Below are 22,542 nucleotides of genomic sequence, written 5' to 3'. Positions count from 1 at the left end.
TCCCCGCCGCCTCCGTGACCTGGGCCAGGGCGGCCTTTGCCCTGCTGGTGTCCACCCAGGTGGGGTCATACCGGACGGCGCCGCTCTCCGTGACCCGGCACAGGATGCGGCCGTTCCACTCCACCGGGAGCAGGCCGTCCTCCTCCACCGGCCGGGGCAGCAGCTCCCGCCGCCGCAGGGCGTAGGACAGTTCCTCGAAATAGGTTTCTTTGGTCATGTGCATCTTCCTCCTTCAGGCAAAATGCCCTTTTTCGATCATCGCTCCAGTCACTCGCTTGAGTCTCCTATCGTACCATCTTATCCACTTAGCAAATGGGACGAAAAAGTGTGTGCCTTTTTTGGCAGTACGAATAAAGTTGGCGCGCTATGTCATCCTTCTCCGACGCAAATTGAAAATGCCCTTTTTGAACTCCCCGGGCAACAAAAAGCGCCGGCCTGATGGTTGACAAAACCAACAAACCGGCGCGCTGTTTTTTGTATATCATTTTTTCGAATTTTAGCGCCCTATTTGAGAGCAAATAGGGCGCTAAAAGGGAATACAGCGGGGAAGCACGGAAAAATCTGGAAAGTAGCATCTATAAGGGTGTTTATTCCTCAAAAATATCATTTTTTGATCTGGTCAATTTTAGGGAAAATAGAAAAGTTACACCCCCTGGTACTCTAAGCTTTCCGCCTAAAATATGCAGATTGGTGTGGCCTTATGCTAAGAGAAAATGATATGAACCCCTGGTTCACGATGTATCCTTATCTAGTGCTGCATAATGCGGGCACCGACCGGGCCTTCTGTTTTTCAATCTGTCTGAATCAGCGGGAGCTCGGTCCACTCGCCGTGTCCCATCAGGTACCTGTCCACTTCCCAGGCGGCTTCGCGGCCCTCCCGAATGGCCCACACCACCAGGGACTGTCCCCGGCGCATGTCCCCGGCGGTGAACACGCCGGGGATGTTGGTGGAATAACTCCCCTCCGCTGTCTGTACAGTGGAGCAGGGAGTGCGCGTCAGTCCGAAGGCCTCCGGCACATAGTCCTGGGGGCCCAGGAAGCCGACAGCGATAAGCAGCAGTTGGCAGGGCAGCAGTTTCTCCGTTCCTGTCAGAGGCTTGCGGTCCGGCCCCAGCAGGACGGTCTCCACCCCGGTGAGGTGCCCCTCCGCATCCCGAAGCAGGTGTGAGACGGTGGTCTCGTAGATCCTGGGGTCATGACCAAAGATGGCGATGGCCTCCTCTTGGCCGTAGTCTGTTTTACACACCCGCGGCCACTCCGGCCAGGGGTTCTTGGCGGTGCGGGCGCCTGGGGCTTTACACATTATCTCCAACTGGGTAACGCTTTTACAGCCCTGGCGGATGCAGGTGCCCACGCAGTCGTTGCCCGTGTCGCCGCCCCCTACGATGACCACATCCTTGCCCTGTGCAGAGGGGCAGTAAGTCCCATCCAGCAGGGCACGGGTTGCCCCTGTCAGGAAGTCCACTGCAAACCAGACGTCCACTCCCGCCCGACCTGGTACGTCCAGATCTCGGGGCTGGGCCGCGCCGCAGCAGAGAACCACCGCGTCAAACTGTTCTCTCAGCTCCTCCTGACCCACGTCCCGGCCCGCGTCCACACCGGTGCGGAAGGCTATCCCCTCCGCCGCCATCAGATCCAGCCGCCGCTGGACCACCGACTTTTCCAGCTTCATGTTGGGGATGCCGTACATCAGCAGGCCGCCGGGTCGGTCGGCCCGCTCGAACACGGTGACGCTGTGACCTCGGCGGTTAAGCCTTTGAGCGCAGGAGAGCCCGGCGGGGCCGGAGCCCACCACCGCCACGGTCCTACCGGTGCGGGTCTCGGGCGGCCGAGGGTACATGAGTCCCTGCTCCCAGGCCTCCTCGATGATCCCCAGTTCGTTGTCCTTCACCGTCACCGGCTGGCCGTTTAGGCCGCAGGTGCAGGCCGCCTCACACAAGGCGGGGCACACCCGGCCGGTGAACTCTGGGAAGTCGTTGGTTTTCAGTAGCCGCTCCAAAGCGCGGCCAAGCTTTCTGCGGTACACCAGGTCGTTCCACTCGGGCACCAGATTGTGCAGTGGGCAGCCGGAGACCATACCGTTCAACACCGCCCCTGACTGACAGAAGGGCACGCCGCAGGCCATGCACCGGGCCCCCTGCCGTTGCCGCTCCTCCCGGCCCAGCCGGGGATGGAATTCGTTCCAGTACGCCACCCGCTCCAGCGGTGGCTGGCAGGGATTGCCCTGCCGGGCATATTCCAGAAATCCAGTGGGCTTTCCCACGGTCAGTCCCCCTTTCCTCTGGCGTTGACATAGAACGCCTCCGTCTCTGCCTGGACCCGGCCCATACCCTGGGCCTCGTACCAGGCGATGGTACGCAACATCCGGTCGTAGTCGTGGGGCAAAATCTTCTTGAATTTAGGCAACCAGGCTCCGAAATTGGCCAAAATTCGTCCGGCTTTGGGGGAGCCGGTGGCCTCTGCGTGAGCCTGGATCAGGCCTCGCAGCGCTTCTATATCTCCCTCTTCCGTGACCGGGCCCATGGACACCAGTTCCTTGTTCAGCCGCAGGTACAGGTCATGGTCCTCGTCCAGCACATACGCTATCCCACCGCTCATGCCGGCGGCGAAATTGCGGCCCGTGGGGCCCAGGATTACCACCCGGCCCCCGGTCATATACTCGCATCCGTGGTCCCCCACTCCCTCCACCACCGCGTCGGCGCCGGAGTTGCGCACGCAGAACCGCTCCCCGGTCACGCCGTTGAGAAAGGCCTGGCCGGAGGTGGCTCCATAGAGGGCCACGTTGCCCACCAGAATGTTCTCTGCCGGGTCAAAGGGGCTGTCCTTGGGCGGATAGACGATGATCCTCCCTCCGGAGAGGCCCTTGCCCAGGTAGTCGTTGGCGTCCCCCTCCAGCTCCAGGGTGAGGCCGCGGGGCAGGAAGGCGCCGAAGGACTGGCCTCCCCCGCCGGTACACTTTACCACAAAGGTGTCGTCGGGGAGTGCCTCCCCGTGGAGGAGAGTGATATCCGAACCAAGGATAGTCCCCACTGCCCGGTCGGTGGAGGACACCGCCAGTTCCAGCCGCCTATGGTCGCCTTTCTCAAGGGCGACGCCCAGCTTCTGTTCCAGTACCCGCAGATCCACTGTGTCCTCCAGATGGAAGTCATAGGCGTCCGCCGGATCAAAGCGGGTCTTTGGCCAGCCGGCGTAAGCACTGTCCAGAATGGCGGACAAGTCCACCGTGGCCGCCCGCTGGTTGACAGCGGGCTTCCGTACCCGCAGCAGGTCGGTGCGGCCTACCAGCTGGTCCACCGTGCGCACCCCAAGCCGGGCCATATGCTCCCGTAGTTCCCGGGCGACGAAGCGCATGAAGTTGACCACGTACTCCGGCTTGCCTGTGAACCGTTTCCGCAGCTCCGGGTTCTGAGTGGCCACCCCCACGGGGCAGGTGTCCAAGTTACACACCCGCATCATGACGCAGCCAAGAGTGACCAGAGGGGCGGTGGCGAAGCCGAACTCCTCCGCTCCCAGCATACAGGCGATAGCCACGTCCCGGCCGCTCATGAGCTTGCCGTCAGTCTCCAGCACCACATGGGACCGCAGGCCGTTTTGGATCAGGGTCTGGTGGGCCTCCGCCAGCCCCAGCTCCCAAGGCAGACCGGCGTTGTGGATGGAGGTACGAGGGGCCGCGCCGGTGCCTCCGTCGTAGCCGGAGATGAGGATCACCTGGGCCCCTGCCTTGGCCACCCCGGCAGCGACGGTACCCACCCCCGCCTCGCTGACCAGCTTCACCGAGATGCGGGCCTGACGGTTGGCGCACTTCAAATCATAGATCAGTTGGGCCAGATCCTCGATGGAGTAGATGTCGTGGTGGGGCGGAGGAGAGATCAGGGTGACGCCGGGGGTGGAGTGGCGGCACCAAGCGATCCATGGGTAGACTTTCCCGGCGGGCAGGTGGCCGCCCTCGCCGGGCTTGGCCCCCTGCCCCATTTTGATCTGGATCTCTCTGGCGCTCACCAGGTAGGCGCTGGTGACCCCGAAGCGGCCGGAGGCCACCTGCTTGATGGCGGAGTACCGCTCCGGGTCCCCCAGCCGGTCGTCTTCCTCGCCCCCCTCGCCGGAGTTGGACTTGCCCCCCAGCAGGTTCATGGCTTGGGCCAGGCACTCGTGGGCCTCACGGGAGATGGAGCCGTAGCTCATGGCCCCGGTCTTGAAGCGTTTGACGATAGAATCCTCGCTCTCCACCTCCTCTAAGGGGATGGGCTCGCCCAGATATTTCATCTCCATCAGGCCACGGAGGGTGTGGGGCTTTGTCTCATCGTCCACCAGGGCGGTGTACTGCTTGAAGAGCCCGTAATCCTCCCAGCGGACGGCCTGCTGGAGCAGATGGATGGTCTGTGGATTATAGAGGTGGTCCTCCCCACCGGCTCGGGCCTTGTGCTCCCCCAGGCTCTCCAAGGTCAGGTCAGTCTCCTGTCCCAAGGGGTCGAAGGCGCGGTCGTGGTTCCGCTCCACTGCGGCGGCCATCTCCTCCAGGCCGATGCCCCCCACCCGTGAGACGGTGTTGGTAAAGTACTTGTCGATTACATCCTGCCGTATGCCCACCGCCTCGAAGATCTGGGCAGACTGGTAGGACTGGAGGGTGGAGATGCCCATTTTGGAGGCGATCTTCACCACCCCGTGGAGGACGGCGGCGGTGTAGTCGGCCACTGCGGTGTGGAAGTCCTTGTCCAGCAGGCCCTCCTCGATCAGATCCACGATGGTCTCCTCCGCCAAGTAGGGGTTCACTGCCCGGGCGCCATAGCCCAGCAGGGCGGCGAAGTGGTGGACCTCCCGGGGCTCAGCGGATTCCAGGAGGATAGATACGGCGGTGCGCTTCCCGGTGCGAACCAGGTGCTGCTCCATGGCAGACACCGCCAGCAGAGAGGGGATGGCCGCGTGGTTCTCGTCCACCCCCCGGTCGGAAAGGATGACAATGTTGGCCCCCTCCCGGTACGCCCTGTCCACCGCCACCGCCAGCCGGTCCAGTACCAGATCCAGGTGGGTGCCCTTGTAATAGAGCAGGGACACGGTGGCTGCGTGGAAGCCAGGTCGGTTTATGGCCTTGATCTTCATCAGGTCGGTGGAGGTGAGAACGGGGTTGTGGATCTGGAGCACCCGGCAGTTGTCCGGCTGTTCCTGGAGCAGATTTCCGTCATCGGCCGCGTAGACGGTGGTGTCGGTGACGATCTCCTCCCGGATAGCATCCATGGGTGGGTTGGTCACCTGGGCGAAGAGCTGCTTGAAGTAGGAGAAGAGGGGCCGATCCCTGTTGTCCAGCACCGCCAGGGGGATATCCACCCCCATGGCGGCGGTGGGCTCCGCCCCGGTGCGGGCCATGGGCAGGATGGTGTCGTTCACGTCCTCATAGGTGTAGCCGAAGGCCTTCTGAAGGCGGCTAAGTTCCTCCCGGCTGTGCCGCTCCACCCGCTGGTTTGGGATGGGCAGGTCGGCCAGACGGAGCAGATTGGTGTCCAGCCACTCTCCATAGGGTTGCCGGGCGGCGTAGCCCTCCTTCAGTTCCTGGTCGTCAATGATCTGCCCCTGCCTCAGGTCCGCCAGCAGCATCTTGCCCGGCCGCAGCCGGGACTTTTCCACGATATGCTCTGGTGGGATGTCCAGCACCCCCACCTCGGAGGAGAGAATGAGCCGGCTGTCTTCGGTGAGGTAGTACCGGGCAGGGCGCAGGCCGTTGCGGTCCAGCACCGCTCCCACCACGTCCCCGTCGGAGAACAGGATGGCCGCCGGGCCATCCCAGGGCTCCATGAGGGTGGCGTAGTAGTGGTATAGGTCCCGGCGGGAGCGGGAGAGGGTGCAGTCATTCCGCCAGGGCTCAGGGATACAGGCCATCACCGCCAGGGGAAGGTCCATCCCCGCCATCATCAGGAACTCCAGGGTGTTGTCCAGCATGGCGGAATCAGAGCCGGAGGCGTTCACCACCGGCAGCACCTTGTCCCTATCCGTTGCCAGCAGGGGGGAAAACATGGTCTCCTCCCGGGCCAGCATCCGGTCCATGTTGCCCCGGATGGTGTTGATCTCCCCGTTGTGGGCTATTAGCCGGTTGGGGTGGGCCCGCTCCCAGGAGGGGTTGGTGTTGGTCGAGAACCGGGAGTGGACGATGGCCAAGGCGGAGGTATAGTTTATGCTTTGCAGGTCGGGGTAGAAGGCCCGCAACTGGTGGACCAGGAACATGCCCTTGTAGACCACGGTGCGACTGGACAGGGAGACCACGTAGGTGTCCCCGCTCAGATGCTCGAATACCCGCCGGGCTACATAGAGCTTTCGGTCAAAATCCAAGCCGGGAGCCGTTTCCTCCGGCCTGGCCACAAAAGCCTGGAAGATGCTAGGCATTTTGTCCCTGGCTCGCTGGCCCAGAATCTCCGGGTGCACGGGCACCTCCCGCCAGCCCAGGAAAGCCATGCCTTCCTTCTCGGTCACCAGTTCGAACTGTCTCTGGGCCTGCCGGCGTTTCAAACCGTCCCGAGGCAGGAAGAACATGCCCACGCCGTAGTCCCGCCGTCCGGGCAGGGCGATGCTCGCCTCCGCCGCCGCCCTGGCAAAAAACGCGTGGGGGATCTGGGTGAGTATGCCCACCCCGTCGCCGGTCTTACCCTCGGCATCCTTGCCCGCCCGGTGCTCCAGCTTCTCCACGATCTTCAGGGCATCGTCCACTGTCTCATGACTGGCCCGGCCCTGTATGTCCACCACGGCGCCAATGCCGCAGGCGTCATGCTCGAATTCCGGGCGGTACAGCCCTCTCCCTTCAGCCGCTTTTTCCCTCATGCGTCTCGCCTCTTTCCATAAAAACGGCGGCGGTCCGTCTCCCGACCGTCGCCGTGAGACCACCTCGTCTCCGCCTCTATTCCATCGTTTTGCTGTCCAGCACCAGCCGGGCGGTCTGGGCCAATTTTGTCCTGCTGTCCATACTTTTTTTCTGCAAATAGTAATGGGCCTGCTCCTCTGTTATGCCATGGCGGTCCATGAGCAGGGCCTTAGCCCGGTCGATGAGTCTCCGATCCTCCCCACTGTGACAGGGGCGCCCGTACCGCTCCAGCCTGCGCCCCACTTGCAGCAGCAGCCGCACCGCAGCCAGCAGATCCCCACGGCTTACCGGGGATGGCAGGCGGAAGATGTCGTCATTCCCCAGAAGATCCAATCGGTCCTGGTGAGCCAGCACCAGCATGGCGCAGGAGGGGGGCAGGTCCTCAAAGAACAGCTCCGCCGTCTGATCCCCCAGCTTGTAGCCGCACACCACCGCCGGCACTGGCAGCTTGTTTATGGCCCGCCGCACCTGGTCGGCGGTGCGGCACACCAAGCAGGCGGCCGCGCCGCCCCCCTCCAGCAGTTCCTTTACACGCAGGGCGGTCTTTTCGCTCTCAAAGGCCACAATGATCTTTTCCATGTGCGTTCACTCCCCTGTTGGGATGGGATCGCTTTAATAATTGATGATGTACTTCTCCCGTTCCCAGGAGGAGACGCGGGTGCGGTACTCCTCCCATTCCTTCCGCTTGCCCTCAATATAGTTGGCTGCCACATGCTCTCCCAGGGTGTCCAGCACCAAGGGATCGGCCTCCAGAGCGTGGATGGCCTCCTCCAGGGAGTCGGGCAGAGAGTCGATGCCGTGAGCTTTTCGGGCGGCGGCATTCATGTCGAAGATGTTCTCGGTGACCTCCGGGGGCGGGGTGAGGCCCTTCTCGATGCCGTCCAGCCCGGCGGCCAGACAGACAGCCAGCTCCAGGTAGGGGTTGCAGGCCGGGTCGGGAGAGCGGAGCTCCACCCGGGTGGACTGCCCCCGGGCGGCGGGGATACGGATAAGGGCGGAGCGGTTGGAGGCAGACCAGGCCAGGTAGCAGGGAGCCTCGTAGCCGGGCACCAGCCGCTTATAGGAGTTCACCAGGGGGTTGGTCACCGCCGCCATGCCCTTCACGTGGGCCAGCAGACCGGCGATGAATGAATATGCCTCTTTAGACAGGCCCTTTGGGTCATCCGGGTCGTAGAAGGCATTTTTCCCGCCCTGGAACAGGGACATGTTAGTGTGCATCCCCGAGCCATTGATGCCGAAGATGGGCTTGGGCATAAAGGTGGCGTGGAGGCCATTTTTCTGGGCTAGGGTCTTGACTGCCAGCTTGAAGGTCATAATGTTGTCCGCGGTACGCAGGGCGTCGGCGTACTTGAAGTCGATCTCGTGCTGGCCCTGGGCTACCTCGTGGTGGCTGGCCTCGATCTCAAAGCCCATCTGCTCTAGGGCCATGCAGATCTCCCGCCGGGTGCCCTCCCCGTGGTCCAGGGGGCCCAGATCGAAGTAGCCCGCCTCGTCGTTGGTACGGGTGGTGGGCTTGCCCTCGTCATCAGTCTGGAAGAGGAAGAATTCCGCCTCTGGACCTACGTTGAAGGCATCAAAGCCCATCTCCTCCGCCCTTTTCAGAGCCCGCTTGAGGACGTGCCGGGGGTCGCCCACGAAGGGTTTTCCGTCCGGGTCATGGACGTCACAGATGAGCCGGGCTACCCTGCCGTGGCTGGGCCGCCAGGGGAAGATGGCGAAGGAGTCCAGGTCGGGGTACAGGTACTGATCCGACTCGTCGATGCGGACAAAACCCTCGATGGAGGAGCCGTCGAACATGACCTGGTCATTCACCGCCTTCTCAATCTGAGATGCGGTGATGGCCACGTTCTTGAGCTGACCGAAAATGTCGGTGAATTGAAGGCGGATGAACTCCACATCCTCTTCTTTTACCATACGGATGATGTCTTCCTTGCTGTACGACATGCAGGACACTCCTCTCATTCTTTCAAGTAAAGTTAAAATAAAAAGAGGACAAAGGCAGGCCGACCTGTTGGTTCGGAACGCCTTTGTCCTAAACTATGGGCAAATTATACGCGAACCGCAATTCCATGTCAAGATGTTTTTGCAAGTTCAACTCAATTTTGCTTCGCCACTAAGACAAATAGCCAGACGGCTCTCCATATTTGTGCAGGAAGTATAAAATAGACTTTCATAAATGAGCTATCTGCACCGCCGGTATGGGGAGCTCTTGACAAAGGGGCGGCAGGCACATTTATTTCGCCCGGCCGGACTCCATGCTCTGCGGTCAGTCCGTCTATGAGGCCCGGCGGCGGGCAGGCCGGCTGCTGGCTCAGACCTGGCCGGTGGAGGCGGATGTAGTCATCGGCATCCCAGATTCCGGTCTGGACGCAGCCATGGGTTATGCGGAGGAGTCGAGGATTCCCCTATGGAGTGGGTCTGGTCAAAAACCGCTATATCGGCTGCACTTTCATTACCCCGGATCAGCGCAGCCGGGAGCAGGCGGTGCGCATTAAGTTGGGGGCGCTGCGCAGCTGTGTGGAGGGGAGGCGGGTGGTGATGATCGACGACTCCATCGTCCGGGGCACCACCTCCCGCCAGATCGTAGTCCTGCTGCGGGAGGCCGGCGCCGTGCAGGTCCACCTGCGCATCTCCGCACCGCCCTTCATCGCCCCCTGCTACTTCGGGACGGACATTCCGGACAGTGAGCACCTGATCGCTCATGACCGCTCCCCGGAGGAGATTTGCGCCCTCACCGGCGCGGACAGCCTAGGCTTTCTGCCGCTGAAGATCCTACATCAGATCGCCCCGGACGCTGGCTGCGGCTTTTGCGACGGATGCTTCACTGGCAACTATCCCATCCGCCTCTGAGGGAAATTGGGGACGCCCGCCGAAAGTTTTTCTTGACAATGGGGGCGGCGGTCACTATAATATCCCATAACAGCAAGGGCGCTGTGGCATGGACCACAGCGCCCTTGTCCGTTTTTTCAGGCAATACCGTTAAACGCAATGAGGGAGAAGAGTACTGCGGGGACTCAGTCCCAGCGAGCGGGGGATGGTGAAAGCCCCGCACAGGAGGCCGCGGGAAGAACACTCCGGAGCGGAAACCCGAACGCACCGCGCCAGTAGGGGGAACGGGCTGCGACCGTTACATCGCGCCGACTTGTCAGAGCCGGAAAAGGGGCCGCCGTCCGGCGGCAAATTAGGTGGCACCGCGGAGCGCAGCATTCGTCCTAATCAAGAGGACGAGGGCTGCGCAAACATTTTTGGAGGTGCTTTCTATGTGCGTGATCGTGGGATTTACCCAAAAGACCAGGGGGCGGGAAGAGGTCTTGGCCTGTCTGGACCGGGCCTATACCAGGGGCCCTGACATGGCCCGGGTGGCGGAAACCGCCTCCGGCTGGCTGGGCTTTCGCCGTCTGTCCATTATGGGGCTGGACGAGCGTGGGATGCAGCCCTTCGCCCTGGGGCCTGACCAGGTGGTGTGCAACGGGGAGCTCTACGGCTGGCGGAGGCAGCGCGCAGAGCTGGAGCAGAGGGGCTACACCTTCCGCAGCGGCAGCGACTGCGAGCTCCTGCTGCCCATGTACCGGGAGTACGGGCTGGACATGTTTGCCCGGCTGGACGCGGAGTTCGCCCTGATCCTCTACGATGGGGAGGCGGACGAATACGTTGCCGCCCGGGACCCCATTGGCATCCGGCCCCTCTTCTATGGCTGCGATCCTGACGGCGGCATTCTCTTCGCCAGCGAGGCCAAGCAGCTGGTGGGCCTGTGTGAGCAGATCCTCCCTTTCCCTCCGGGACACTACTGGTACCGGGGACGGTTTGTCCGCTACGCCAACCCCGCCCGTCCCGGCCTCAGCCGGTCCGACGACATGGACACCGTCTGCCAGAACATCCATGACAAGCTTATCGCCGCGGTGGACAAGCGGCTGGACGCCGATGCCCCCCTGGGCTTTCTTCTCTCTGGCGGACTGGACTCCAGCCTGGTGTGTGCCATCGCCGCCCGGCTGCTTGGAAAGCCTATCCGCACCTTCGCTATCGGCATGGACACCGACGCCATCGATCTGAAGTACGCTCGGAAGGCAGCGCAGTTCATCGGGGCGGACCACACGGAGGTGATCATCACCCGGGACGACGTGATAGCCGCTCTGCCCAAAGTGGTGGCCGCCCTGGGCACCTGGGACATTACCACCATCCGGGCCAGCGTAGGCATGTACCTGTGCTGCAAGGCCATCCGCGAGACTACCGACATCCGGGTGCTCCTCACCGGGGAGATCTCCGACGAGCTCTTCGGCTATAAGTACACCGACTTTGCCCCCTCTCCCGCTGCCTTCCAGGCTGAGGCGGAAAAGCGGGTGGAGGAGCTCTACATGTACGATGTGCTCCGGGCGGATCGGTGTATCAGCGGCTGGTCCATGGAGGCCCGGGTGCCCTTCGGGGACCTGGACTTTGTGGAGTATGTCATGTCGGTGGACCCGGCGTTGAAGGTCAACCGTTGCGGCAAGGGCAAGTATCTGCTCCGCCGGGCCTTCCAGTCCGATGCTCTGCTGCCTGACGAGATCCTGTGGCGGGAGAAGGCGGCCTTCTCCGACGCGGTGGGCCACTCTATGGTGGATGATCTGAAGGAATATGCCAGAGCGCAGTACAGCGACCTAGCTTTCACTCGGGGCTGCGCCCAATACCAGTACCGCCCGCCCTTCACCCGGGAGAGCCTGCTCTATCGGGACCTGTTCGAGCGGTACTACCCCGGCCAGGCCCGGATGATCAAGGACTTCTGGATGCCAAATCGGGCCTGGGAGGGCTGCAACGTGGATGACCCCTCCGCCCGGGCACTGAAAAATTACGGGGCCAGCGGGTTCTGACGCGTCAAAATTTGAACTTCCAACTTACCCAAGGGAGGGATCGGTATGGCAAAGTATATCTTCATCACCGGCGGGGTGGTATCCGGCCTGGGGAAAGGAATAGCGGCGGCCTCTCTGGGACGGCTACTGAAGGCCCGGGGGCTGAAGGTGGCCCTCCAGAAGTTCGACCCCTACCTGAACATTGACCCGGGCACTATGAACCCCTATCAGCACGGGGAGGTGTTCGTTACCGAGGACGGGGCGGAGACCGACCTGGACTTGGGCCATTACGAGAGGTTCACCGACGAAGATTTGACGGTGGACTCCTCCATCACCTCCGGAAAGGTCTACTGGTCCGTCCTCAGCCGGGAGCGTGAGGGGGCCTTCTTGGGGGGCACGGTCCAGGTCATCCCACACATCACCGGTGAGATCAAGGAGCGCATCTACCGGGTTGGCCGCCGGGAGGAGGTGGACGTGGTCATCACCGAGATCGGCGGCACGGTGGGAGACATCGAGTCCCAGCCCTTCCTGGAGGCCATCCGTCAGGTGGCCGCTGAGGTGGGGCGGCAGAATGTGCTTTACCTCCACGTCTCCCTCATCGTCTCCATTCCCGGCACCGGGGAGCCCAAGAGCAAGCCCACCCAGCATTCTGTAAAGGAGCTGCTGGGCCTGGGCATCCAGCCGGATGTGATCCTCTGCCGCTGCGACGGGCCGGTGTCCCAGAAGGTGCGGGACAAGATCGCCCTGTTCTGCAATGTGCCGCCGGAGCGGGTCATCTCCAACGAGACCGCCCCCATCCTCTACGAAGTGCCGCTGATGCTGGAGGAGGCCGGGTTGGCAAAAGCGGTGTGCGAGGTATTGGGACTTCCCGTCAGTAAGCCCCACCTGGAGGAGTGGCGTGCCATGGTGGAGCGAGCCAAACGCCCGGCGGGCCGGTTGGAGATCGCCCTGGTGGGGAAATATGTGGCCCTCCACGACGCCTATATCTCCGTGGTGGAGGCGCTGACCCACGGTGGGATCGAAAACGGGGTGCAGGTGGATGTCCGTTGGGTGGACTCCGAGGACATCAACGACAGCAATGCCGCGGAACTGCTGGCTGGGTGCGCTGGGATCATCGTGCCCGGCGGTTTTGGGAACCGGGGAATCGAGGGGATGATCTCCGCCGTCTGTTGGGCCCGCGAGAATCAGGTTCCCTATCTCGGCATCTGCCTGGGGATGCAGATGGCGGTGGTGGAGTTCGCCCGCCATGTGGCCGGTCTGACCGATGCTCATTCCAGTGAACTGGCAGCCACCGCCCATCCGGTCATTGACCTGATGCCCGACCAGCAAGGCATCACTGACAAGGGCGGGACCATGCGTCTGGGTGCTTACCCCTGTTATATCACGACGCATGACACCAGAGCCTATCAGGCCTACGGTGCGGAGGATATCTCCGAGCGCCACCGCCACCGCTATGAGTTTAACAACGACTTCCGTTCCCTGCTGACGGAGAAGGGGTTGGTCCTGTCCGGCCTGTCCCCCGACGGGAAGCTAGTGGAGATGGTGGAGCTGCCGGATCATCCCTGGTTCCTGGCCGTCCAGTTCCACCCGGAGTTCAAGTCCCGGCCGAATAGGGCCCATCCCCTGTTCCGGGACTTCGTCGCCGCGGCAAAGGATTACAGCGGGGGTGGGGCCAGAAAAGAGATGAATAGCTCAAATTCTGCGGGGGGATAAAATAAAGAGAACGGCTTTCTCCCCGGGTGGAAAGTGATACGCCGTAACCTAGGGTGACTCTGACCATGAGGCACGCCGACAGTGAAAAACTGCTGGGCTATGAGATCCGCCGTAACGGCAAGGCCATCGGCTTTACCACCTCGGATACCTACACGGATGATCTGGGCGCGGCCAACAACCTGACCTATAGGTATAGCGTGGTACCCGTAGACAAGCTGGGCAACCTGGGTGTTGAGGCCAGTAGCAATGAGGTCCGTGTGTCCTATGACAAGACCATCAGTGCCGACCTGTACGACCAGAAGTGGGAGGACGGGACCATTACCATCACCATGAAGCGAGGTGCCTCCGTCCCCGTCATCATCATCAAGGTCACCGGCGCCGAACTAACCGGCAGCTATACCCTGAGCGTGAAGGCCGATGCCGGAGCAGCGGAGTGGAGCGCCGCCAAGACGGGCGAGCTCTCCGGCGACAGTGTGGTGGCATACTTCACCAAGCCCGGCGCGGAGCCCTTCTTTGTGGACGTGGTATCCGGGGCCTGGTATGAGAGCGCAGTGCGCTACGCCGCCGAAGCGGGCCTCATGGCCGGCACCGGCGACGGACGATTTTCCCCGGAGGTGACTACCACCCGGGGGATGATCGTGACCATCCTCCACCGTATGGAGACGGGCGTTTCGGACCAAGGGACACCATCACCCGGGAGCAGATGGCCGCCATCCTTTACCGCTACGCCCGCAGCCAGGGCCGCGATGTGTCAGCTAGGGCAGATTTGTCCGCCTATGCGGATGCAGAGAAGATCAGCCCCTATGCCGTGGGCCTATGCCGGCGGCCTCATCAGCGGGGCCGGTCCCGCTGCCCTGAAGCCCGGCGGTGGGGCGACCCGGGCCCAGGCGGCCGCCATTCTGGTGCGCTTCTGCACAGGTGCGGCCTGACCACTGACAACGCAAGCCCGGACGCAGAGACGGGGGGGGGGGGGGGGGGCCCGTCTTTCAGTATGAGAGCTCCCGTGCATTTCTTTCGGCAAACTGCTGCGCAGGCTGGGGCGGCCGTTTACCGGGCGTCCCAGCCCATCAGGAGACAGAGGACGGCCTTCTGGGCGTGGAGGCGGTTCTCCGCCTCGTCGAAGATCTCGCCGGCGTGGGCCTCAAAGACCTCGGCGGTGATCTCCTCCCCCCGGTGGGCGGGCAGGCAGTGCTGCACCATGCAGCCGGGATCGGTGACGGCCATCAGGGCCTCGTTGACCTGGTAGCCCCGGAAGGCGGCCCGCCGCTGGGCGGCCTCCTCCTCCTGGCCCATGGAGGCCCACACGTCGGTGAACACCACGTCGACCCCCGCCGCGGCCTCCAGGGGATCCCGCACCAGGGAGAACCCGTGGCCCGCCTCCCGGGCGAAGGCCAGCACATCGGGGTGGGGGTCATAGCCCTCGGGGCAGGCCACGGACACCTCCATGCCCACCTTCAGGCAGCCCACGATGAGGGAGTTGACCATGTTGTTGCCGTCGCCGATGAAGCACATCTTCAGCCCCTCCAGCCTGGCCTTGCGCTCCCGGATGGTCATGAGGTCGGCCAGCACCTGGCAGGGGTGGGCGAAGTCGGTGAGGCCGTTGATGACGGGGATGTCGGCATACCGGGCCAGCTTCTCCACCTCCTCCTGGGAGTAGGTGCGGATCATGATGCCGTCGCAGTAGCGGGAGAGCACCCGGGCGGTGTCCTCCACCGGCTCGCCCCGGCCGATCTGGCTCTCCCTGCCGGAGAGGAAGAGGGCGTGGCCCCCCAGCTGGAACATGCCGGTCTCAAAGGAGACCCGGGTGCGGGTGGAGTTCTTCTCGAAGATCATGGCCAGGGTCTTGCCCTGGAGGCGGGGGTGGGGCAGGCGGTGCTTCTGGTCGTACTTCATCTGGTCAGCCACGTCCAGGATGCGGACGATCTCCTCTCTGGAGAGATCCAGCAGCTTCAGCAGGTCTTTCATCTCGTTCACCTCATACAAAAATGGCGGGCGCAACCCGGGGTCACTCCAGGCCCCGGTCCAGGATGGCCAGGCCCTGGTCCATCTCGCCCTTCGTGATGGTCAGGGGGGGCAACAGCCGCAGGGCGGGGCCGGCGGTGAGCACCAGCAGGCCGTGTCCGGCCAACCGGGCGGCCAGCTCCCTGCTGCTCCAGCCGGGGCGGACCTCCACCCCGATCATGAGGCCCAGGCCCCGGGTGGCACCCAGGCATTGCTTGCCCATTGCCTCGATGTGTTCCCGAAGATAGGCCCCCTTCTCCCTGACCCGGTTCAGGGCCGCCTCGTCCAGGATGTCCAGCACCGCCAGGGCGGCCGCGGAGCAGACGGGGTTGCCCCCAAAGGTGGAGGCGTGGCTGCCGGGGCCCAGCACCGGCCGGCACTTCTCGTTCACAAGGAAGCCGCCCATGGGCAGGCCGCCGGCGATGCCCTTGGCAAAGGAGACGGCATCGGGCCGGATGCCGTACTGCTGGAAGGCGAAGAGGGTGCCGGTGCGGCCGATGCCGGTCTGCACCTCGTCCACCAGCAGCAGCCAGTCCCGCTGCTCGCACAGGCCGGCCAGGGCGCGGACGAAGTCCCGGTCCATAGGGAGCACGCCGCCCTCGCCCTGGACCAGCTCCAGCAGCACGGCGCACACGTCCTCCCCGGCCTGGGCCTCCACGTCGGCCAGATCGTTGGCGCCGGTGTGGCGGAAGCCCTCCGGGAAGGGGAAGAAGTGTTGGTGGAACACGTCCTGGCCGGTAGCGGCAAGGGTGGCGAGGGTGCGGCCGTGAAAGGAGTTGCGCAGGGTCAGGATGGTGCCGCGGCCGGCGCCGTACTTGTCGTGGCTGTATTTGCGGGCCAGCTTGAGAAGCCCCTCGTTGGCCTCCGCGCCCGAGTTGCCGAAGAAGGCCGCCGCCATGCCCGACCGGGCGCAGAGGGCGCCGGCCAGCCGGGCGTAGGGCTGGGAGTAGAACAGGTTGGAGATGTGGCCCAGGGTGAGGGCCTGGTCGTAGATGGCCCGGGCCCACTTCTCGTTCCCGTAGCCCACCGAGCACACCCCGATGCCCGAGGTGAAGTCGATGTATGTCCTGCCGGCCAGGTCCCAGAGGGTGGCCCCCTGTCCGTGGTCCACGTCCACGTCGAAGCGGCCGTAGGTCTGGAGGGTGTGGGCGTGGTCCAGCGCCTTGAGTTCGTCAAAGGTCATGTCTGCGCCTCCTTACAGGATCATGGTGCCGATGCCCTCGTCGGAGAGCAGCTCGATGAGAATGGAGTGGGGGATGCGGCCGTCCAGGATGTGGGTGCGCTCCACGCCAGAGCGCACCGCCTCCACGCAGCACTCCACCTTGGGAATCATGCCTCCCTGGATGACCCCCTCCCGCACCAGCAGGGGCACCTCGGACAGGCCCACCTTCTGGAGAAGGGTGCTCTCGTCCGCCGGATCCCGCAGCAGGCCGTGCACGTCGGTGAGGAGGATGAGCTTCTCTGCCCCCAGAGCCACCGCCAGCCTGGCGGCAGCCGTGTCGGCGTTGATGTTGTAGGCGTTTTCGCCGTCCACCCCCTGAGCCACGGTGGACACCACGGGGATGTAGCCAGCCGTCAGGCAGTCCCGGACCGGGGCGGGGTCCACCCTGGCGAGCTCGCCCACCAGACCGTACTTCGCGTCCAGCAGTCTGGCCTGGAACAGACCGGCGTCCAAGCCGCACAGGCCGATGGCCCGCCCGCCCCGGCGGTTGAGGGTGGCCGCCAGGTTCTTGTTCACCTTGCCGCAGAGCACCTGCTGCACCACGTCCATGGTCTCGGTGTCGGTACAGCGCAGGCCGTCCACGAAGCGGGACTCCTTGCCCAGCTTCTTCAACATGGCGGAGATCTCCGGCCCGCCGCCGTGGACCACCACCACATGGATGCCCACTAGGCTGAGGAGAATGACGTCGCCGATGACGGCTTCCCGCAGCTCCCGGGAGATCATGGCGCTGCCGCCATATTTGATGACGATGGTCTTTCCGTAATACTTCTGGATGTAGGGCAGGGCCTCGGCCAGCACCTGGGCCCGCAGGGTCACGTCGGACATGGGGTTCGCCTCCTTGGGGAGAGGGGCGCGGGCTGCGCCTCTCATGTTCTGTAATCGCCGTTGATCTTCACATATTCGTACGTCAGGTCGCAGCCCCAGCAGGTGGCCTCGTGCTCTCCCTCGTGGAGGTGGACGTCGATGACCACCTCGTCCTGGGAGAGGATGCTCCGGGCGGCCTCCTCGTCGAAGTCCAGACCCATGCCGCCCCGGCAGACGGCCACAGCACCCACGGCGGAGGAGAAGGAAATGTCCACATACTCGGGGCGGAAGGGGGCCTTGGAGTAGCCCATGGCACACAGCACCCGGCCCCAGTTTGCGTCGGCGCCGAACATGGCGGCCTTCACCAGGGGGGAGCCCACCACCGCCTTGGCCAGGCGCTCGGCGCTCTCCTCGCTGCGGGCCTCCCGCACGGCGCAGGTGATGAGGCGGCTGGCCCCTTCGCCGTCCCCGGCGATGGCCCGGGCCAGCTCCTGGCAGAGCTGGCGGAGGGCCTTCAGAAAGACGGTGTAGCCGTCATCCTTCCACTCGATGAGGGGATTGCCCGCCATGCCGTTGGCCAGCACCGCGCACATGTCGTTGGTGGAGGTGTCCCCGTCCACCGTCACCCGGTTGAAGGTGCGGGGGACCACCTCGTGGAGGGCCTCGGCCAGCATCTCCCGGGTGATGGCGCAGTCGGTGGTGACGAAGCACAGCATGGTGCCCATGTTGGGGTGGATCATGCCGGAGCCCTTGGCGATGGCGCCGAGTGTCACGGTCCTGCCGCCGATAGAGCAGGCGAGGGCAAGCTCCTTCTTCACCGTGTCGGTGGTCATGATGGCGCGGGCCGCCGCGTCGGAGCCTTCCGGCCCGGCGGTGAGGCCCGCCGCCGCCTCCGGCATCCCCGCCCGGATGGCGGCGATGTTGAGGGTCTGGCCGATGACGCCGGTGGAGGCCACCACGAAGTCGGCGGGTGCGCGGCCGGTGGCCCGGGCGGCCAGCCGGGCCATCTCCTCGGCGTACTCGTGGCTCATGGGGCAGCAGGCGTTGGCGTTGCCGCTGTTGGCCGCCACGCCCCAGGCGGTGCCGTCCTCCAGGTGTTCCATGGTGACATAGAGGGGGGCGGCCTTGACCCGGTTCATGGTGTACACGGCCGCCGCCGCGCACTCCTGGTCGGAGAGGATGAGGGTCAGGTCCTTCTTGTCTGCCTTTTTGCTCTTGACGCCGCAGTGGACCCCCCAGGCCCGGAAGCCCTTGGGGGCGGTGACGCCGCCGGGTATCTGCTTCATGTTCGCTCACTCCTTGCTGAGGCGGGACTGCCCGCCGGTGGGGTTTCCAGGGCCAGGCCCGCCGTCATCTCAAAGCCCAGCATCAGGTTCATGTTCTGCACCGCCGCGCCAGAGGCGCCTTTGCCCAGGTTATCGAAGAGGGCGGTGACGATGGTCTGCTCCTCGTGGCCGCACACCACCAGCTCCAGCCGGTCGGTGCCCGCCAGAGCGTTGGCGGGGAGGGTGGGGGCATCCCCGCCCCAGCGCACCGAGACCAGGGGCTGGCCGGCGTAGTAGGCCGCCAGGATGTGGCAGATCTCCCGGGCGGTGGGCTGGCCCCGCAGATAGCGGTTGTGGAGTTGGATGGTGGTAGCCATGCCCTTGTAGTAGTCGTCCACCACGGGGCAGAACACCGGGGGCTGCTCCAGCCCGGCCACCTTCTGCATCTCGGTCAGGTGCTTGTGGCGCAGGCCGGTGCCGTAGAGCCGGGGACTGAACAGCTCGGCCGGCTTGTCGGGGGCCTCATACTGGGCGATCATCTTTCTGCCTCCGCCGGAGTAGCCAGTGAGGGAGAAGCAGGTGAGGGGGCAGTCCCGGAGCAGAATATGGAGGGCGGACAGGGGGGCTGCCGAGGCCAGGAAGCCGGTGGCGTGGCAGCCGGGATTAGCCACCCGACGGGCCTGTCCGATGATGCGCTCTGGGTCCTTGTACAGCTCCGGGAAGCCATAGACCCAGCCGGAGGCGGTACGGTGGGCGGTTGAGGCATCGATGATCCGGGTGTGCCCGTTCTCAATGAGCCCCACCGCCTCCCAGGCGGCGGCATCGGGCAGGCAGAGAAACACCAGGTCGGCCGCGTTGAGGTATTTTTTCCGCTCCGCCGGGTCCTTGCGCCTGGCCTCGCCGATGCGCAGCAGTTCGAGATCGGTCCGCCGGGAGAGCCGCTCCCAGAGCTGAAGGCCAGTGGTGCCCTCCCGGCCGTCGATAAAGACCTTCGGCTTATCCATGTCTGCGTGTCTCCACGAATTCCCTGATATGTCCGATCTGCACCCGGACGCTGTCCGCCGCCGGGCCGCCGCAGACCTTGCGGCCGTTGACGCAGGTCCTGAGCTCCAGGGCCTGGTACACATCCTCGTCAAAGGCCTTGGATACGGCCTTGAAGTCCTTGAGGGACAGGGTGTCCAGGGTCTCACCGGCTCTGATGCACTGGCTGACCAGTCGGCCCACGATCAGGTAGGCCTCCCGGAAGGGCATCCCCTTCTTCACCAGGTAGTCAGCGCAGTCGGTGGCGTTGATGAAGCCGCCGGCGGCCGCCCGGCGCATGTTCTCCTTCCGCACGGTGAGGGTGTCCAGCATGGCGGTGAACACAGGTAGGCAGAGCTCCACCGTGTCGATGGCGTCAAAGACGCACTCCTTGTCCTCCTGCATGTCCTTGTTGTAGGCCAGGGGGAGCCCCTTCATGACGGTGAGCAGGGTGATGAGGGAGCCGTACACCCGCCCCGTCTTGCCCCGCAGCAGCTCGGCCACATCGGGGTTCTTCTTCTGGGGCATGATGGACGAGCCGGTGGAGTAGGCGTCGTCCAGCTCCACGAACTTGAATTCCCAGGAGCACCATAGAATGATCTCCTCGGAGAAGCGGGACAGATGCATCATCAGAATGGAGCAGGCCGAGAGAAACTCCAGGGCGAAATCCCGATCGGACACCGAGTCCAGCGAGTTGTCGGTGGGCTTGGAAAAGCCCAGAGCCTGTGCGGTCTGGAACCGGTCTACCGGGTAGGTGGAGGTAGCCAGGGCCCCCGCCCCCAGGGGGCACTCGTCCATCCGCGCCAGACAGTCCTCCAGCCTTGTCACGTCCCGCTTGAACATGTTGGCGTAGGCCATCATGGCGTGGGCGAAGGTGGTGGGCTGGGCCCGCTGGAGGTGGGTGTAGCCGGGCATGACCGTGTCCAGATTGGCCTCGGCCTTCCTGACCAGCACCTTCTCCAGGTCCAGGATCAGGCCGATGATGGCCTGGATCTCCTTGCGGACATACATCCGGAAGTCCACCGCCACCTGATCGTTCCGGCTGCGGGCGGTGTGCAGCCGCTTGCCCGTGTCCCCGATGCGTTGGGTGAGGATGGTCTCGATATTCATGTGGATATCCTCGTTCTCCAGGGAGAACTCCACCTGTCCGGCCTCAATGTCGGCCAGGATGGCCTTGAGGCCGTCGATGATCTTCTCGGCCTCGTACTCCTTGATGATCCCCTGCCTGCCCAGCATGGCCGCGTGGGCGATGGACCCGGTGATGTCCTCCCGGTACATCCGGGCGTCAAAGGAAATGGAGGAGTTGAAGTCGTTGACCAGGGCATCCGTCTCCTTTTGGAACCGTCCGGCCCACAGTTTCATAGTATCGCTCCTTTTGCCTCGCGGAGTTTTGCCGTCCGCAGGCGGAAAAAGATATCAGACAGGGTCTCCGCTCAGAGCTTTCCCTGCTCCCGCAGGGCCTGGACCTTGTCGGGCAGGCCCCACAGGTTGATAAAGCCCTGGGAGTCCGTCTGGTCGTAGTCGCTCTCCCCGAAGGTGACCAGATCCTCGGAGTACAGGGTGCAGGGGGAGGAGATGGAGGCGGTGATAAGGTTGCCCTTGTAGAGCTTGAGCTTCACGGTGCCGGTGACGTACTTCTGAGTGTCCGTGGCGAAGGCGGTGAGGGCCTCCCGCAGGGGGGTGAACCACTTGCCGTTGTAGACCAGGTCGGCGAAGTCTACCGCCAGCTTCTGCTTCATGTGCTTGGTGTCCTTGTCCAGGGTGATCTGCTCCAGCACCTCGTGGGCCCGGTAGAGGATGGTGCCGCCGGGGGTCTCGTACACGCCCCGGTCCTTCATGCCTACCAGCCGGTTCTCCACGATGTCCAGCAGGCCGATGCCGTTGGCGCCGCCCAGCTCGTTGAGCCTGCGGATGAGGTCGCTGGCCTTCATCTTCACTCCGTCCACGGCCGCGGGCCAGCCCTTCTCAAAGTCGATGGTGACATAGGCGGGGGCGTCGGGGGCCATGGCGGGGGAGACCCCCATCTCCAGGAAGCCGGGCTTGTCGTACTGGGGCTCGTTGGCGGGGTCCTCCAGGTCCAGGCCCTCGTGGGACAGGTGCCACAGGTTCTTGTCCTTGGAGTAGCTGGTCTCCCGGCTGATCTTCAGGGGGACGTTATGGGCCTCGGCGTAGTCGACCTCCTCGTCCCGGCTCTTGATGTCCCACTCCCGCCAGGGGGCAATGATCTTCATTTCGGGGGCAAAGCGCTTGATGGCCAGTTCGAAGCGGACCTGATCGTTACCCTTTCCGGTGCAGCCGTGGCAGATGGCGTCGGCGCCCTCCTGCTTGGCGATCTCCACCAGCCGCTTGGCGATGATGGGCCGGGCAAAGGCGGTGCCCAGCAGATAGTCCTCGTACTTGGCCCCCATCATCATGGAGGGGATGATGACCTCGTCCACCATCTGGTCGGTCAGGTCCTCGACGTACAGCTTGGACGCACCGGTCTTGATGGCCTTCTCCTCCAGGCCGTCCAGCTCGGCCCCCTGTCCCACGTCGCCGGAGACGGCGATGATCTCGGGGTCGTTGTAGTTCTCCTTCAGCCAGGGGATGATGATGGACGTATCCAGACCGCCGGAGTAGGCCAGGACGACTTTCTTGATCTCAGACATGTTGATGACCTCCTGTGGGGCGGCGAGGCCGGCCGCCCAGCTGATGTGTTCCCAGTATAATACAACCCGTATAAAAATGCAATAGTCATTCTGTATAAATATTCATAATATCGGATCCATAACAGTTAATAATTTTTATATATTCGTTATAAGAATAGCATAGTGAATAAATAGCCAATTTAAACAGACGGAACAGGAGCCG

Annotated in this window: 13 protein-coding genes, 4 pseudogenes and 1 other annotated feature; of the genes and pseudogenes, 5 read left to right on the top strand and 12 right to left on the bottom strand. The window is 63.8% G+C overall.

What is annotated here, in order from left to right; all coding sequences use genetic code 11:
- The 5 genes and pseudogenes from ACESY8_RS07555 to glnA all read right to left on the bottom strand — a co-directional run.
- Positions 1–217, bottom strand: a pseudogene (locus tag ACESY8_RS07555) (hypothetical protein); the annotation flags it as partial.
- A 573-nt stretch (positions 218–790) separates the two neighbouring features.
- Positions 791–2,263: a glutamate synthase subunit beta gene (locus ACESY8_RS07550; RefSeq protein ID WP_054338448.1), complete on the bottom strand. Its 1,473-nt coding sequence runs from the start codon at positions 2,261–2,263 to the stop codon at positions 791–793.
- 2 nt (positions 2,264–2,265) lie between these two features.
- On the bottom strand, positions 2,266–6,804 hold the full coding sequence (gltB, locus tag ACESY8_RS07545; RefSeq protein WP_434307971.1) for a glutamate synthase large subunit: 4,539 nt from the start codon (positions 6,802–6,804) through the stop codon (positions 2,266–2,268).
- Positions 6,805–6,880: 76 nt separating this feature from the next.
- Positions 6,881–7,423, bottom strand: a complete 543-nt coding sequence (locus ACESY8_RS07540; protein WP_009259629.1) for an ANTAR domain-containing response regulator — start codon at positions 7,421–7,423, stop codon at positions 6,881–6,883.
- A gap of 33 nt (positions 7,424–7,456) precedes the next feature.
- Complete coding sequence (gene glnA, locus ACESY8_RS07535; RefSeq protein ID WP_054338447.1) at positions 7,457–8,788, bottom strand: type I glutamate--ammonia ligase; 1,332 nt, start codon at positions 8,786–8,788, stop codon at positions 7,457–7,459.
- 284 nt (positions 8,789–9,072) lie between these two features.
- Here glnA and ACESY8_RS07530 point away from each other — a divergent pair.
- The 5 genes and pseudogenes from ACESY8_RS07530 to ACESY8_RS07510 form a co-directional block, all read left to right on the top strand.
- A pseudogene (locus ACESY8_RS07530) lies at positions 9,073–9,694 on the top strand (amidophosphoribosyltransferase); the annotation flags it as partial.
- 129 nt (positions 9,695–9,823) lie between these two features.
- Positions 9,824–10,062 (top strand) — a binding site (T-box leader).
- Positions 10,063–10,104: 42 nt separating this feature from the next.
- On the top strand, positions 10,105–11,688 hold the full coding sequence (gene asnB / locus ACESY8_RS07525; protein WP_009259626.1) for an asparagine synthase B: 1,584 nt from the start codon (positions 10,105–10,107) through the stop codon (positions 11,686–11,688).
- 45 nt (positions 11,689–11,733) lie between these two features.
- Positions 11,734–13,380: a CTP synthase gene (pyrG, locus tag ACESY8_RS07520; protein WP_054338446.1), complete on the top strand. Its 1,647-nt coding sequence runs from the start codon at positions 11,734–11,736 to the stop codon at positions 13,378–13,380.
- Between the two features lie 65 nt (positions 13,381–13,445).
- A pseudogene (locus ACESY8_RS07515) lies at positions 13,446–13,955 on the top strand (hypothetical protein); the annotation flags it as partial.
- A 26-nt stretch (positions 13,956–13,981) separates the two neighbouring features.
- A pseudogene (locus tag ACESY8_RS07510) lies at positions 13,982–14,065 on the top strand (hypothetical protein); the annotation flags it as partial.
- 362 nt (positions 14,066–14,427) lie between these two features.
- Here the strand turns inward: ACESY8_RS07510 and argF are convergent.
- The 7 genes from argF to ACESY8_RS07475 form a co-directional block, all read right to left on the bottom strand.
- Entirely contained in the window at positions 14,428–15,345 is a 918-nt protein-coding gene (argF, locus tag ACESY8_RS07505) for an ornithine carbamoyltransferase (RefSeq protein WP_054338445.1), read from the bottom strand.
- A 40-nt stretch (positions 15,346–15,385) separates the two neighbouring features.
- Positions 15,386–16,564, bottom strand: a complete 1,179-nt coding sequence (locus ACESY8_RS07500; RefSeq protein WP_009259622.1) for an aspartate aminotransferase family protein — start codon at positions 16,562–16,564, stop codon at positions 15,386–15,388.
- Between the two features lie 12 nt (positions 16,565–16,576).
- Positions 16,577–17,428: an acetylglutamate kinase gene (argB, locus tag ACESY8_RS07495; RefSeq protein ID WP_054338444.1), complete on the bottom strand. Its 852-nt coding sequence runs from the start codon at positions 17,426–17,428 to the stop codon at positions 16,577–16,579.
- Positions 17,429–17,469: 41 nt separating this feature from the next.
- Positions 17,470–18,693: a bifunctional glutamate N-acetyltransferase/amino-acid acetyltransferase ArgJ gene (argJ, locus tag ACESY8_RS07490; RefSeq protein WP_054338443.1), complete on the bottom strand. Its 1,224-nt coding sequence runs from the start codon at positions 18,691–18,693 to the stop codon at positions 17,470–17,472.
- Positions 18,690–19,676, bottom strand: coding sequence for an N-acetyl-gamma-glutamyl-phosphate reductase (argC, locus tag ACESY8_RS07485; RefSeq protein WP_024723158.1), 987 nt, complete (start codon positions 19,674–19,676; stop codon positions 18,690–18,692). Before argC ends, argJ begins: the two co-directional genes overlap by 4 nt.
- Entirely contained in the window at positions 19,669–21,054 is a 1,386-nt protein-coding gene (argH, locus tag ACESY8_RS07480; protein WP_054338442.1) for an argininosuccinate lyase, read from the bottom strand. The genes argC and argH overlap by 8 nt, the downstream gene beginning before the upstream one ends.
- 71 nt (positions 21,055–21,125) lie before the next feature.
- Positions 21,126–22,340 (bottom strand): argininosuccinate synthase, encoded by a 1,215-nt coding sequence (locus ACESY8_RS07475; protein ID WP_044939685.1) that lies wholly within the window; start codon positions 22,338–22,340, stop codon positions 21,126–21,128.
- Positions 22,341–22,542: the final 202 nt, after the last annotated feature.

It is taken from the genome of Clostridium sp. ATCC BAA-442, from assembly GCF_964239415.1.
Classification (GTDB): Bacteria; Bacillota; Clostridia; order Oscillospirales; family Oscillospiraceae; genus Flavonifractor; species Flavonifractor plautii.
This window is presented reverse-complemented; position numbering and strand designations above follow the sequence as displayed.

Excerpts from the sequence above, each read along its gene's own strand:
- glnA (WP_054338447.1), bottom strand. The coding sequence starts at position 8,788 with ATGTCGTACAGCAAGGAAGACATCATCCGTATGGTAAAAGAAGAGGAT.
- ACESY8_RS07500 (WP_009259622.1), bottom strand. The coding sequence starts at position 16,564 with ATGACCTTTGACGAACTCAAGGCGCTGGACCACGCCCACACCCTCCAG.
- argF (WP_054338445.1), bottom strand. The coding sequence starts at position 15,345 with ATGAAAGACCTGCTGAAGCTGCTGGATCTCTCCAGAGAGGAGATCGTC.
- argC (WP_024723158.1), bottom strand. The coding sequence starts at position 19,676 with ATGGATAAGCCGAAGGTCTTTATCGACGGCCGGGAGGGCACCACTGGC.
- pyrG (WP_054338446.1), top strand. The coding sequence starts at position 11,734 with ATGGCAAAGTATATCTTCATCACCGGCGGGGTGGTATCCGGCCTGGGG.
- ACESY8_RS07475 (WP_044939685.1), bottom strand. The coding sequence starts at position 22,340 with ATGTCTGAGATCAAGAAAGTCGTCCTGGCCTACTCCGGCGGTCTGGAT.
- gltB (WP_434307971.1), bottom strand. The coding sequence starts at position 6,804 with ATGAGGGAAAAAGCGGCTGAAGGGAGAGGGCTGTACCGCCCGGAATTC.
- asnB (WP_009259626.1), top strand. The coding sequence starts at position 10,105 with ATGTGCGTGATCGTGGGATTTACCCAAAAGACCAGGGGGCGGGAAGAG.
- argB (WP_054338444.1), bottom strand. The coding sequence starts at position 17,428 with ATGTCCGACGTGACCCTGCGGGCCCAGGTGCTGGCCGAGGCCCTGCCC.
- ACESY8_RS07540 (WP_009259629.1), bottom strand. The coding sequence starts at position 7,423 with ATGGAAAAGATCATTGTGGCCTTTGAGAGCGAAAAGACCGCCCTGCGT.
- argH (WP_054338442.1), bottom strand. The coding sequence starts at position 21,054 with ATGAAACTGTGGGCCGGACGGTTCCAAAAGGAGACGGATGCCCTGGTC.
- argJ (WP_054338443.1), bottom strand. The coding sequence starts at position 18,693 with ATGAAGCAGATACCCGGCGGCGTCACCGCCCCCAAGGGCTTCCGGGCC.